General features: G+C 54.7%; 13 protein-coding genes. 4 read left to right on the top strand and 9 right to left on the bottom strand.

Going from position 1 to position 13,586, the window contains the following annotated elements:
* The first annotated feature begins 120 nt into the window (after positions 1–120).
* The 4 genes from ACT3T6_RS08880 to ACT3T6_RS08865 are packed head-to-tail and all read left to right on the top strand — an operon-like array spanning position 121 to position 4,235.
* Complete coding sequence (locus ACT3T6_RS08880) at positions 121–1,797, top strand: carbon starvation CstA family protein (protein WP_193053477.1); 1,677 nt, start codon at positions 121–123, stop codon at positions 1,795–1,797.
* A 16-nt stretch (positions 1,798–1,813) separates the two neighbouring features.
* Positions 1,814–2,092 carry a cory-CC-star protein gene (locus ACT3T6_RS08875; RefSeq protein WP_087105546.1) on the top strand — a complete coding sequence of 93 codons (279 nt, stop codon included), beginning with the start codon at positions 1,814–1,816 and terminating at the stop codon, positions 2,090–2,092.
* 33 nt (positions 2,093–2,125) lie between these two features.
* Entirely contained in the window at positions 2,126–3,133 is a 1,008-nt protein-coding gene (locus ACT3T6_RS08870) for an ArsA family ATPase (RefSeq protein WP_193053478.1), read from the top strand.
* A 28-nt stretch (positions 3,134–3,161) separates the two neighbouring features.
* Positions 3,162–4,235: a tRNA-queuosine alpha-mannosyltransferase domain-containing protein gene (locus tag ACT3T6_RS08865; protein WP_193053479.1), complete on the top strand. Its 1,074-nt coding sequence runs from the start codon at positions 3,162–3,164 to the stop codon at positions 4,233–4,235.
* On the opposite strand, the gene ACT3T6_RS08860 is transcribed toward ACT3T6_RS08865, so the two are convergent.
* The 9 genes from ACT3T6_RS08860 to metG form a co-directional block, all read right to left on the bottom strand.
* Positions 4,232–5,302, bottom strand: coding sequence for a carboxysome shell carbonic anhydrase (locus ACT3T6_RS08860; protein ID WP_193053480.1), 1,071 nt, complete (start codon positions 5,300–5,302; stop codon positions 4,232–4,234). The genes ACT3T6_RS08865 and ACT3T6_RS08860 overlap by 4 nt on opposite strands.
* Positions 5,303–5,324: 22 nt before the next feature.
* Positions 5,325–5,963, bottom strand: a complete 639-nt coding sequence (gene nth / locus ACT3T6_RS08855) for an endonuclease III (RefSeq protein WP_193053481.1) — start codon at positions 5,961–5,963, stop codon at positions 5,325–5,327.
* Positions 5,964–5,978: 15 nt separating this feature from the next.
* A complete protein-coding gene (locus ACT3T6_RS08850; RefSeq protein WP_193053482.1) occupies positions 5,979–6,680 on the bottom strand; it encodes an electron transport complex subunit E in 702 nt (233 codons plus the stop codon).
* Positions 6,677–7,312: an electron transport complex subunit RsxG gene (gene rsxG / locus ACT3T6_RS08845; protein ID WP_193053483.1), complete on the bottom strand. Its 636-nt coding sequence runs from the start codon at positions 7,310–7,312 to the stop codon at positions 6,677–6,679. The genes ACT3T6_RS08850 and rsxG overlap by 4 nt, the downstream gene beginning before the upstream one ends.
* Entirely contained in the window at positions 7,309–8,349 is a 1,041-nt protein-coding gene (locus ACT3T6_RS08840) for an RnfABCDGE type electron transport complex subunit D (RefSeq protein ID WP_193053484.1), read from the bottom strand. The genes rsxG and ACT3T6_RS08840 overlap by 4 nt, the downstream gene beginning before the upstream one ends.
* Positions 8,346–10,019, bottom strand: a complete 1,674-nt coding sequence (rsxC, locus tag ACT3T6_RS08835; RefSeq protein ID WP_193053485.1) for an electron transport complex subunit RsxC — start codon at positions 10,017–10,019, stop codon at positions 8,346–8,348. The genes ACT3T6_RS08840 and rsxC overlap by 4 nt, the downstream gene beginning before the upstream one ends.
* Entirely contained in the window at positions 10,003–10,611 is a 609-nt protein-coding gene (gene rsxB / locus ACT3T6_RS08830; RefSeq protein ID WP_193053486.1) for an electron transport complex subunit RsxB, read from the bottom strand. The genes rsxC and rsxB overlap by 17 nt, the downstream gene beginning before the upstream one ends.
* A 9-nt stretch (positions 10,612–10,620) precedes the next feature.
* Positions 10,621–11,202 carry an electron transport complex subunit RsxA gene (gene rsxA, locus ACT3T6_RS08825; RefSeq protein WP_193053487.1) on the bottom strand — a complete coding sequence of 194 codons (582 nt, stop codon included), beginning with the start codon at positions 11,200–11,202 and terminating at the stop codon, positions 10,621–10,623.
* 308 nt (positions 11,203–11,510) lie between these two features.
* Entirely contained in the window at positions 11,511–13,547 is a 2,037-nt protein-coding gene (gene metG, locus ACT3T6_RS08820) for a methionine--tRNA ligase (protein ID WP_193053488.1), read from the bottom strand.
* Between the last annotated feature and the right edge of the window lie 39 nt (positions 13,548–13,586).

The raw sequence follows: 13,586 nt of genomic DNA, 5'->3' as shown, positions 1-13,586 counted from the left end.
TAAAGAGATTTAGACATAGACGTAATCAAGAAGCCGTACCAACATATAAACAGAAACACCTAACCTATACGTGCCTTGGTTTTAATAATAAAGAACAATCTTGCCAAAGGAGCCGCGCATATGAGTGCTGTTATCTTGCTGTTAATCGGACTTGGGGCAATGGCGTTAGGATACGTGTTGTATTCTAAATTTATTGCTCAAAAGATCTATCAGTTAGACCCTGATTTCAAAACCCCTGCCCATGAGTTTGAGGATGGCATCGACTATGTGCCGACCAACCGTTTTGTGCTCTGGGGGCATCACTTTACCTCAGTAGCGGGAGCGGCACCCATAGTAGGGCCTGCCATTGCGGTGATATGGGGCTGGGCACCTGCTTTTTTATGGGTGGTGTTCGGCACCATCTTTTTTGCCGGTGTACACGATTTTGGCGCTATATGGGCCAGCGTACGTAATAAGGCCAAGTCGGTAGGCGCTTTAACGGGCGATGTAGTCGGCAAACGGGCACGCAGCATTTTTATGATCGTTATTTTCCTTGTGCTGCTCATGGTTAATGCCGTGTTTGCCGTGGTGATTGCCGGATTAATGATGAACTTTCCTAGTGCAGTGGTACCGGTCTGGGGAGCGATTTTTGTGGCACTGATCATTGGCCAACTGATCTACCGGCGGATACTGAGCCTAACTGTGGTATCGGTATTAGGCGTCATTGCTCTTTATGCGCTGATTGGTATTGGCCCGATGGTGCCTGTTCAAATGCCTGCTGAAGTCGCTGGGCTGTCGGGTAACGCTATCTGGATTGTGATTTTGTTTGGCTATGCAGCCATTGCTTCGCTATTGCCCGTATGGATGCTGCTGCAGCCACGAGACTATATCAATGGTTTACAGCTATTTATCGGTCTGCTGATTCTTTATGGAGCGCTGGTGCTGCTTAACCCAACGCTGGTCGCGCCTGCCTTTAACAGCAATGTACCTGCCGGCACGCCTTCGATGATTCCGCTGCTTTTTGTAACGATTGCCTGTGGGGCAATATCGGGTTTCCACGGGCTGGTATCTTCCGGTACTACCTCCAAACAGCTTAATAAAGAAACCGATGCGCGGTTCGTGGGCTACTTTGGGGCGGTAGGCGAGGGGATGCTAGCACTAGCGGCTATTTTGGCCGCGACGGCAGGGTTTGCGACATTTGGCGATTGGCAGGCCATGTACAGCGCCTTTGGCCAGGGCGGCGTTAACGCCTTTGTGGAAGGGGGCGCATTTATTATTCATAACGGTATTGGGCTGCCTGAGGCTACTGCCGCGACGCTGCTTACGGTCATGGCCGCGCTTTTTGCAGGTACCACCATGGATACTGGCTTACGCTTGCAGCGTTATATTTTCCAGGAGTGGGGTGATATTTATAACCAGCCGTGGATGAAAAAACCGGCACTTGCGACAGGTCTGGCGGTGGGAACCTGCCTGTTGTTGGCGTTCGGGGCGGGTGGTGCGGATGGTTCTGGCGGTTTGATTATCTGGCCGCTTTTTGGCACCACCAACCAGTTGCTTGCCGGGTTAACGCTGCTGATTATTACTGTCATGCTGGTACGTCTGCGGCGGCCCATGTGGTACACCCTGGCGCCCCTGTGCTTTTTGCTGGTAATGACCATATTGGCATTACTCATTCAGCTTCGCACTTTCTGGGACCAAGGCAACATGTTCCTGCTGGTGATGGATATTGTGGTGCTGATGGCGGCCATTCTCGTCGCGATGGAGTGTGCCGCGGCGCTTAAACGCTCGCGTGCCGAAATGGCAGCCCAAGGTGACTAAATAAGAGGGCATCATAATGTCATCCAAGCGTGATACGTTGCGGGCCTGGCTAGGCCAGGCCCGCTTTTTTACCGAAGAGGTCTATAGCGCGCGCTATCGAGGGGCGATTGCGCGGGCGCGCCGTGATGAAGATGACCTGTTCATGCTGCTGGTTTTTTCAGAAATGATGGGTGTACCCAACCCCGCCGCCTATTACACACTGGAATTGCAGCCGCTGCTGCTTGAACGTTTTCATGACTGGCATACGCGAATGGGCATGGAGCATTCGCCGCTGGACCATTTTCGCTGTTGCTAGCCCCCTAAATAAGCCCATGGATAGGTGTAACCTATGCAATCAGTTCTCAACCGCCGCCTGCTGTGGGTAGGCGGTAAAGGCGGCGTGGGTAAAACAACCGTCGCGGCCTCTTTGGCAATTCTTGCGGCCAAGCGTAACAAGCGCGTGCTGGTGGTTTCAACTGACCCCGCCCATAGCCTGGGCGATGTGTTTGATCAAACGTTAGGCGATACGCCGTGTCGCTTGCTGCCTAATCTGGATGCCATGGAGATTGATCCTGATAGTGAGGTTGAGGCGCATTTAGATAGAGTCACCCAGCAAATGCGCCGCTTCGCCGCGCCTGAAATGATGCAGGAGCTAGAGCGGCAAATGCGCCTGACGCGTCAATCCCCTGGCACTCAGGAAGCGGCCCTGCTTGAGCGGCTGGCGCGGCTGATTCTGGATGACGATGCGCCTTATGACTTGGTGATTATCGATACGGCGCCCACTGGACATACGCTGCGCCTTTTAACCCTGCCCGAAGCCATGGCGGCCTGGACGGATGGGCTGCTGGCACATAATCGCAAATCGGCTGAATTGAGCGGTGTGCTTAAGCATCTCACTCCATCACGTGGGCAGGATGTGGCTACTCCCTTTGATAACCCCACAGAAGATGCGCTTTCCGGTCTGGATGAGCGTACCCGCGAGGTGGCGGAAACGCTGATCAACCGTCGGCGGCTGTTTCACCAGGCACGGCGTCGTATAGAGGATGCCAAGGCGTGCAGCTTTTTATTCGTCATGACGCCGGAGCGACTGCCTATCCTTGAGACGCAGCGAGCCGTCAGCGCCTTGGAAGAGGTTAATATCAACGTGGCGGGCGTACTGGTTAACCGGGTGATACCTAAAGAAGCGGACGGTGCCTTTTTGCAGGCACGACGTGTGCAGGAGGCCACTTATCTTGAACGCATTGATACGTTATTTAAGCAATTTCCCCGCCCCACGCTGCCGTGGTTAGCGACCGATGTACAAGGGATCGACGTGTTAGAATCGCTGGCTGATAAGCTGGAGTACCAGGGTTTTTAATGTCAGAGCTTTTAAAACAAGGGTTTTAATGCGCGTTTTATTACTTTCAGCGTACGAAGCGGTGAGCCACCGTTACTGGGCAGACAGTTTAATGGCCCATCTCCCTGAGATAACGTGGCAAACATTAAATTTACCGCCGCGTCACTTTGCCTGGCGAATTCGCGGAAACCCGCTTAGCTGGTGGCTAAAAGAGCATGACACACTTAGCCAAGCCTATGACGTTGTATTGGCAACGTCGATGGTGGATTTGGCGACGCTTCTGGGGCTTTTCCCTCATTTGGGTCAGGCCAGAAAAATTGTCTATTTTCACGAAAACCAGTTCGCCTATCCGGAATCGATTGACCAGATGCCTCAGGTAGAGGCAAAAATGGTCAATCTCTATGCAGCGCTTGCCGCCGATACCGTTGTTTTTAACACCGCCTATAACCGCGACTCGTTTTTTACCGGCGTGCGGGCATTCTTAAAGAAAATGCCCGAAAACCTGCCCGCGGCCAAGCCGCTTGAGGCATTACGCTCACGTGCTCGCGTACTGCCCGTACCGATTTCACCGCTGGCCGAAACGCATACTGATGGTCGGGTTTCACGGCGTATTGTGTGGAACCATCGCTGGGAGTATGACAAAAACCCGGATGACTTTTTCAATACGTTAATAGCGCTAAGCGAGCAGGGCATTGATTTTGAGTTAGCCGTATTGGGTCAGCGTTTTCGGCAAACACCGCCTATTTTTGATGTCGCCCAGGAGAAACTAGCTGCGCATAGTGTGGCCTGGGGCCCGCAGCCGGAACCGCAATACCGCGAGCTGTTGGCGACCGCCGGGATTGTAGTCTCGACGACCTGGCATGAGTTTCAGGGCTTGGCCATTATGGAAGCTGCCCAGCGCGGAGCATTACCGCTAGTGCCTGATAGACTCTGTTTTCCTGAGCTATATCCAGATGCTTACCGTTATGATGGTACGCCAGATGGCCTTTATAAGCGTTTGCATGCGTGGCTTAGCACACCCGATTCACGGCCTGGGGAGATAAACACGCAGGCCTGGGAGTGGCCCGCCTGGCGTGATGCGTACCGCGCACTATTACAGCCAGGCTTATCGCTACCGCGCTAGTCCAGTGAATCCAGCCGTCGGGTTGGCCAGTGAACGACAGCCGTATGGCGGCGCATTTTTTGGGCAAGGTGCGGATGCTCCCGCCGAATGACGTGCTCGGCGAACTCGGATAAAAAACGCGACTTCAGCATCGCCCGGGCACGATCCACACCGCTATGCTGATACGGCGTTGAGGCAAGCAGCATAAAACCATCATCGGGGATCTTGCCGGCCTGCATATTGGCTTCAATAATCGTGGCGGCCGTACCAATCGGTTCAGCCAGGTCGGGCCCGTAAGGCCCAATAATCAGTGCTGTATTAGGCAAGTGCAAAAAGTCGAACCCACGCCCAATACAGATTGCCCACTCGCGATGCTCGATATCCAGTTCGCGTTCAACGCCCTGAAGGTCATTGACATGCGCCAGGTTACCTTTCAATAAAGGCAGTAAATCCCGGCGTATGTCCGCAGGCATATCAGGGAAAATAGCCTGTAGATGCGCGGTGAGCGCTTCTATAGGCTGCCCAACCCATTCGCGCACATCCAATACTGCGTCGTCCTGACCGTGAAGGATGAGAGCGTCGCTATCCGTTTCAAAGCCACACACTAACGGGTACACCTGCTGATGATCTTCACCAAATAGCTGACCGGCCTGGTGGGCAATCGTATGCGCGTGTGCTTTGGCGGCTTGGGTGTCGCAAGCGAATCCGGCGCATCCCCGCGCTGGGTTGCCCTCGGAAAAGTGGTAAGTAATCAATAAAAGCGTGGCTCGCCCCGCGTTGGCGGCTTCAATAACGGTGTCGGTAAGTAACTCACCCAAATACGGCCAACCCAAATCGAAAATCCCCCCAAGGTTACGAAATGGGGTAATAATGCCGAGCGGTGTGCGGGTGGCGTGTGGGATATGAATACGTCCATCCATACATTTCATAACCACAATCGACGTAGGGTGTTGCGCCAGGTAGCGTTGGCGTGAAAGCCAGGCGCCTGCACTGCCAAAGTGGTCAGCGTGCTGGCGGGAGAGCGCAAATAGCGCGTCAATACGCTGCTCAATGGGTTGGTCATGTAGCAAAGTGGCAGGCATCGGCATAGGAGTCTCCTGTTAACGTAAGCTAGGCGAGTTCGATTTTGTCGGGGTACTCGCACAGGTCTTCTATAATACAGCTTCCGCAACGAGGTTTGCGCGCAATGCAGGTGTATCGACCGTGGAGAATCAACCAGTGGTGAGCATCCTGCTTAAACTCCTTGGGCACATGGCGTATTAACTTCTGCTCGACTTCAACGACATTTTTGCCTTTGGCGATGCCGGTACGGTTCGATACACGAAAGATATGCGTATCGACGGCAATGGTTGGCTGCCCGAACGCCGTATTCAGAATTACATTGGCGGTTTTACGCCCAACCCCTGGCAGTGCTTCTAACGCACTGCGCGTGTCGGGCACGACGCCGCCGTGCTGGTTGACCAGAATATGGCAAGTCTTCATCAAGTTCTCTGCTTTGGTGTTATACAGGCCGATGGTCTTGATATGCGCTTTAAGCTGATCAATCCCCAAGTCAATAATAGCCTGGGGCGTATTGGCAACGGGGTAGAGCCGTGCGGTGGCTTTATTGACACCGACATCGGTGGCTTGTGCGGAAAGTAAAACCGCCGCAAGCAGCTCAAAAGGGGTCGTCCAGTTGAGCTCTGTTGTCGGGTGCGGGTCTGCTGCCTGAAGGCGAGCAAAAATTTCATGACGCTTTTGGGCATTCATAGCGTGTCTCTACGGTTACTTGATGATGCCGGTGACCCGGACGCGGCGCTCTGTTCGTGGGGTGGCCGCTGAAGGCAAGGCGCGTGCGGCGCGTCGCTGGTCTATCACGTTTTTTAGCGCGATCAGCATCCCGGCCACAAAAAATGCGCCAGGTGGCAACACAAAAAACAGAAATTGATAGTCGTCTACCAGAGTGAGTTGCCAATTGGCCGCGATAGGACCAAGCAGCAGCGCCATATCACTAAACAGCGTGCCTTGGCCCAATAGCTCACGCAGCCCGCCAAGCAGCACTAAAACGCTACCGAAACCAACGCCCATCATCAGGCCATCAAGCGCTGCAAGTCCTACCGGTTGGCGGGAGGCAAACGCATCGGCACGCCCTAAAATGGCGCAGTTGGTGACGATTAGCGGAATAAAAATACCCAGCAGTTGATAGAGCGGGTAGGCAAAGGCGGCCATCAATAGTTCAGCACAGGTAACAAACGCCGCGATGATCATGACAAAGGCCGGTAGCCGAACGGCATTCGGCACCTGGTGACGCACAAGCGATACGGCGGTGCTGGCGCCTACCATGACAAACAGCGTGGCGATGGCTAACCCTAGTGAGTTAACCACGGTTGTGCTGATGGCCAGCAGTGGACATAACCCCAGCAATTGTACTAATGCCGGATTATTGCTCCAAAGCCCGTCACGGGTCAGCGCTTGCCATTGGCTCATCGAATCGGCTCCTCAATGTTACCCGGTAGCGGCGTATCGGCGGCGTACTCTAAAGCGTTATGAACGGCCTCAATAACGGCGCGAGGTGTAATGGTTGCGCCGGTAAAACCATCAAACTGGCCGCCCTCTTTTTTAACGGCCCAGGCATTTGGTGGCAGTTCATCAAGACTTAATCCGTTAAAGCGGGTAATCCAGTCGCTGCGCTGGCGCTCAATCTTGTCACCGAGGCCTGGGGTTTCCTGATGGTAGGTCACGCGCACACCGCTAATACGCTGCTGCTCATTTATCCCTACCAGTAAATCAATTTCTCCACTGTAACCCTGGCGCGTGATCACTGGCAGAACAGTAACGCGGTGATCCCCACGACTGATTTGCCAGCCTGTCACTGGCGTTCGGTGGCCCAGGGCGGCGGCATTGGGTAAGTTGAAGGCACTGTTTAGCACTTGATCCGTCGGTGTATCAGCTAATGCTTGAGGCAGTACCGCTTGCAGCTGGCGGAGCTGGTAGGTTTGCTGATGCTGGGTAATGCGTTCAGAGGTCAAGGCCCGGGTAACCGCGACGCTGCCTGCCGTAACGAGCGCGAAGATACCCAGCGTTAAAGCGCCACGCCGCATGGCGATAATGGGCGTCATCGTAATGCTCCTGGCGCGCCTTTTGAGTGGCCTTGAGGGCGTGGCACGGTGTACAGGTCAATCAATGGGACGCACAGGTTCATCAACAAAACGGCAAAAGCCACCGCATCCGGATAGCCCCCCAAGTTGCGAATCACCACGATCAGCACCCCCATGCCCATGCCGTACAGCAATTTTCCGCGCTGGCTGGTCGCCGCGGATACCGGGTCGGTGGCAATAAAGAAAGCCCCAAACAGCGCCGCACCGGTTAGCAGGTGAAAAAGAGGCGATGCAAAACGGTTAGGATCAAGTAGATGAAACAGTGTTGCCAACGCTACCAGACTACCTAACAGGGCGATGGGGATGTGCCAACTAATAATCCGTTTAAACAGCAGCAGTACCCCGCCCGCAAGCCAAGCCAGGCTGATACTGTACCAGGCAGCAAGCGTTTGTTCGGGTAGCGGTGCGCTTAACCAGAACTGCTCGGCAGAGAGCCCTTCGGCTTTATGTTTGAACGCATCCAATGGCGTTGCACCGCTAAGCGCATCAAGCTGTGACGTAGGCAGTGTCCCAAGAATTTGCGCCCAAAGCGTATCGCTAATGAGAGGCTGAGGCGGCGCCCATAGCGTCATGTACGTAGGGAATGAGACCAGCAATAGCGCATAGCCCACCATGGCCGGATTAAACGGATTATGCCCTAGGCCACCATACAGCTGCTTGGCAATCACCACGGCGGCTATCATGCCGACCCCGATTAGCCACCAAGGGCTTGCCGGAGGGAGCGAGGCACCCAGCAGTACGCCAGTAAGTAGGGCGCTGGTATCCGTTAAGGCTGGCGCGATGGGGCGGCGGCGAAGGCGCAGCATGCCCGCCTCCAGAAACATGCCCATAATGGCCGCCAAGGCAATATTGCTGAGTACGCCCAACCCAAAGTAATACGTCATGGCCAACACGCCAGGCAGTGTGGCGACCACCACCCAGCGCATTAATGACGCCGTTGCTGGTGTTGTTGACTTGGCAGAGGAGGCGCTTACTTGTGATGCGTGAAACATACTCATGGGGTGTCCTCCGCGGTCGGTGCTTTAGCACTTTCACGCGCTTGCGCCAGCTGCAAATCGGCGGCCTTAAGGTTTTCCTGGGCGGTCGCCAACAGCGTTTCCAGGTCTTCATGGGAGTGCTGTGGCTCTTGCTGAGCTGCCCGTGTGAGTACTTTCTCGGCTTTTCTAACCGCTGCCTTGGCCGCCGTTTGGGCAATACGCAGGCTGCGCAAGTCGGCTGGAGGCGCGCTGGTGCTCTCGTTACTGGCGTTGCCGTCGGTGGGCTTGTTGTGCGCTAGCCGGGCCTGGCGGCGCGCTTGTTTTTCTGTCTCTTCTCGGGCCAGGCGTGCCTGGCGAAACTCGAAGCGATGCTTGGCATGTTCGGCCTTGGCTGCTTCAATTTGTTGGTAGCGAAGGCGACGTTTGGCGTCGCGGTAATCATCGACCAGCGAAATATGGCTAGGGCAAACATAGCTACAGGCGCCACATTCGATGCAGTCAAACAGGTGGTGGCTCGTTAGCTTGTCGTCGTCCTGGGCGCGGGCGTACCAGTGCAACTGCTGAGGAAGCAGCTGGGCGGGGCATACGCTTTCACACGCTCCGCAGCGGATACAAGGGGATTCCCTCGGCGCAGACGGCAATTCGTCAGGCGTTGCCGCAATCAGGCAGTTCGTCGTTTTGATCACGGGCGCTGTGAGCGACTCAAGCGAGCTGCCCATCATCGGGCCGCCCTGAACAACGCGACCAAGCTTGGCATTATCAAGGCCTGCATGAACCAGCAGGTTCTCAATGGACGTTCCTAAGCGCACCCAGTAGTTGCCCGGTTGGTTAATCGCTTCTCCGGTGAGCGTCACCACGCGCTCAACCAACGGTTGGCCATCACGCACTGCGTGAAGTGCTGCCAGTAGCGTGCCGGGGTTGTGGCAAAGCACCCCAACATCTGCCGGTAGGCCTTGGCTGGGTACGGTTCGGTTCAACAACTTTTTAATTAACTGTCGCTCGCTACCACTTGGGTAGCGAGTAGGGATAACGGCCAGCGTCACGCGGGCTGGCTGGCTGTCTGGAAGGATATGCTCCAAGGCGGCAATGGCCTCGGGCTTATTATCTTCAATGCCGATGATGATCTGTTGGGCACCGCATAAGGCAGAGATGAGCTGTGCGCCTTCCAGCACGTCGCCTGGATAATTCCGTAATGTGAGGTCATCGGCCGTAATGTAAGGCTCGCATTCGGCGGCGTTAATCACCAGCGTGTCGATAGCATGGCGCTCAGTCACGCGAGCCTTGATATGGGTCGGGAAACCGGCACCACCTAACCCGACCACACCGCTGTCATCCAGCCGCGTAAGCAGCGTTGGTGCATCCGTCGTGCGCCAATCGAGCGGGGGGAGATATTGCCAGGTATCCTGGCCATCGCTGTCTATGTGAATAGCGTCGCTATCCACTTGGCTAACCGTGCCACTCACTGTCGCGTGAACATCCGCAGATATCAAACCATCGCGCTTGGCGATTAGGCTGCCAACGCGAACATGATCGCCCCGGGCCACACAGGGGGTGGCGGGGCGGCCGCTATGCTGGCACAGCGGAAGGATGACCTGCGACGGTAACGGGGCACGTCGCAACGGTGATTGCGTTGAACGGTCCTTTCGCTCCGGTGGGTAGATGCCGCCTGGGAAATCAAATGGGTGTGCCATCTGGCCCCCTTGTTGCTGGTGTACGGTCGCTTGCAATGACGCCAGTGGGTAAAACAACGGGCTGCCACTGGCCAAGCGGCGTGCTCCGGGGCAGCATGTCGATACAGTCTACCGGGCATGGGTCAACGCATAAGTCACAGCCTGTGCACTCATCTTCAATCACGGTGTGCATCTGTTTGGCCGCGCCAATAATGGCATCCACTGGGCACGCCTGAATGCACTTGGTGCAGCCAATGCACTCGACTTCGCGGATATACGCCACGTTGGCTTCGCTGGGCGCTTCGCCATCAAGTGGCTCAGGCTCACGGCCGAGTAGATCTGCCAAGGCATGAATGGTGGCCTCGCCACCGGGCGGGCACTTGTTGAGTGCGTCGCCCTCATTAATCGCTTCGGCGTAAGGGCGGCAGCCTGGGTAACCGCATTGGCCGCACTGAGTTTGGGGCAGCAGCGCATCAATTTGCTCAACAAGAGGGTGCTCGTCCCCCTTAAAACGTTCACTAACCGCCCCCAGTAGGGCGCCAAAACCGATGCCAAGCCCCGTCAAGATGCCAATTGAACTGACAATCCCCCAGAGAGAAAAACCATCACTCATGGTAGAAAATTACCCTTGAGTTAAACCAGAAAAACCAAGAAAGGCGAGCGACATAAGGCTGGCAGTGACCATGGCAATAGCGGCCCCTTTGAAAGGCCTGGGGACATCCGCGCCAGCCAAGCGCTCGCGCATGGCGGCAAACAGGACCAACACCAGCGAGAAGCCGAGCGCTGCCCCCAGCCCATAGAGTGTGGTATGAAAAAAGCCAAGCTCACGGTTGAGCGAGAGCAGAGCAACACCCAGTACGGCACAGTTGGTCGTAATCAGGGGCAGAAAGATGCCCAGCACTTGATGTAGCAACGGGCTTAAATGGCGCACCATGATTTCGGTGAATTGCACGACGGCAGCAATCACCACTATAAAGCTGATGGTGCGCAGGTAAGTAACATCCAAAGGCACCAACAAGCCATAATAAACGACGTAGCTTGCTGCAGAGGCGAGGGTTAATACGAACGTCGTTGCCAGCGACATGCCCATGGCAGATTCCAGCTTATTGGAAACCCCCATAAACGGACAGAGCCCCAAAAACTGCACCAAGACAAAATTATTGACCAGCGCGGTGCTGATCAAAATGATGAATAACTCACTCATAGCGACGTATCGTGGCTGACAACAGAAAAATCAGCGTTAGGCAGTGTGAATATCTTGACCTGATGATGTACTGCCGCTTTGGCATTATAAAGCACTTGATCGGCGATGCTCATCATGACTAACGAGCATAGTGCGAGCAAGAGCACACCACTCAACGCTACTAAAAATTGAAAACGCAGTGATTGAGAGAAGTGCCGACGCATAATCAGGCCTAAACGGAGAGTCTTATAAAAGGTTTATTAAGCAATCCACGTAAGAAGGGGGTAGAGCTTGGTCGTCTCTACCCCCCGGAAGTGCTTGAAGGTCGGCTACATTACACGTTGGCCGGGTTCGGCACCAGCGTCAGGTGAAAGCAGATAAATGCCGTCTTTATTGGCAGAGGCAAGTACCATGCCTTCGGAAAGGCCAAAACGCATTTTACGCGGCGCAAGGTTGGCTGCCATGACGGTAAGACGTCCCTCAAGCGCCTCAGGCGCATAGGCGCTGCGAATGCCGGAGAAAACGTTGCGGGTTTCACCGCCTAAATCCAGCGTTAACTGCAGCAGCTTGTCCGCGCCCTCTACGTACTGTGCCTTGGTGATCCGGGCAATGCGCAGGTCTACCTTGGCAAAGTCGTCAAAGCTAATTTCGGCGGCAATGGGGTCATCTGCTAGAGGCCCTTTGGGAGCTTCTTTAAGCTTTTGCTCTTCCACCAGATCCTCCTTGGAGGCTTCAATCATGGCGTCAATTTTGTCACGCTCTACGCGGGTCATAAGAGGTTTGAATTTCTCCACCTCATGATTAACCAGCACATTATGGCGGCTTTCCCAGTTAAGTGAATCAAGCTTCAAGAAGGCTTGTGCCTGAGTGGCCATGGTGGGTACCACGGGGGCTAAGTACACCATCAACTGGCGGAAGAGGTTGATGCCGACTGAACAAATCTCGAGCACTTCTTGGTCACGGCCATCTTGCTTAGCGAGCGCCCAAGGCTCTTTCTCGGCAATATAGGTATTGGCTTCATCCGCCAGCTCCATGATTTTACGCATGGCACGGCTAAATTCGCGTGCTTCAAAATCATCGGCAATGTCATCGCCCGCGGCGATAAATCGGGCGACCATCTGCGGTTCGGCGCAGTGCGCTGAAAGGGTGCCGCCACCTAACTTTTTAACGAACCCGGCGCAGCGGCTGGCAATGTTAACCACTTTGCCCACGAGGTCTGAATTAACCCGTGCGGCAAAATCATCCAGGTTGAGGTCCAGGTCGTCCACTTTGGACGTCAGTTTGGCAGCGAAGTAATAGCGCAAGTACTCGGGATTCAAGTAATCGGCATAGGTCGAAGCCTTGATAAAGGTGCCGCGTGACTTCGACATTTTGGCACCATCTACGGTCAGAAAGCCGTGGCAATTTACCGCGGTGGGCGTGCGTAAATCAGCGCCATGCAGCATGGCTGGCCAGAAAAGTGCGTGGAAATAGACAATGTCTTTCCCAATAAAGTGGTAGACCTCGGCGTTGGAGTCTTTATTCCAGTAGCTATCGAAATCAATGCCGTCACGGTCACACAAATTCTTGAAGCTGGCTAAGTAACCGATAGGGGCATCAAGCCATACATAAAAGTATTTGCCCGGCGCGTCGGGGATTTCAAACCCGAAATAGGGCGCATCACGGGAGATATCCCATTCGTTAAAGCCTGATTCAAACCACTCCATCAGCTTGTTACGAATCTGTGGCTGTACGTGGCCATCGTTGATCCAGCGCTGCAGGAACTCGGCAAAGTCCGGCAATTTAAAGAAGTAATGGGTTGAAGAGCGTACTTCCGGGATTGCGCCGGAAATGGCGGATACCGGGTTGATCAAGTCAGCAGGGGTGTAAGTGGCACCACACTTTTCGCAATTATCACCGTACTGGTCGTCGGTGCCGCATTTCGGGCAGGTGCCTTTGATGAAACGGTCCGCCAGGAACAGGCCTTTTTGCGGGTCGTACATCTGCTCTATATCGCGGGTGGCGATATGGCCTTTATCACGCAGACGCTTATAGATAACCTCACTGAGGTGCCGGTTCTCTTCCGAATGCGTGGAATGGTAGTTGTCAAAGTCAACGTTGAAGCGAGCGAAGTCTTCCTGGTGATCGCGTGAGACGCGGTCAATCAAAGCTTCAGGCGTAATACCTTCCTGCTCGGCACGCAGCATGATGGCCGTACCATGAGCGTCGTCGGCGCAAACGTAGTAGCACTGCTGGCCACGGCTTTTCTGAAAACGTACCCAGATATCGGTTTGGATATATTCAAGTAAGTGACCGAGGTGGATCGCTCCGTTAGCGTAGGGGAGCGCGCTGGTCACCAGAATATTGCGCGTGGCAGAGTTAGACATGGTGAATGATAATTCCGGTTAGACGATAACAATAAAACG

Origin of the sequence: Halomonas sp. 72 (assembly GCF_052379785.1) — a bacterium.
In the GTDB taxonomy this organism is placed as follows: Bacteria; Pseudomonadota; Gammaproteobacteria; order Pseudomonadales; family Halomonadaceae; genus Vreelandella; species Vreelandella citrativorans.
This window is presented reverse-complemented; position numbering and strand designations above follow the sequence as displayed.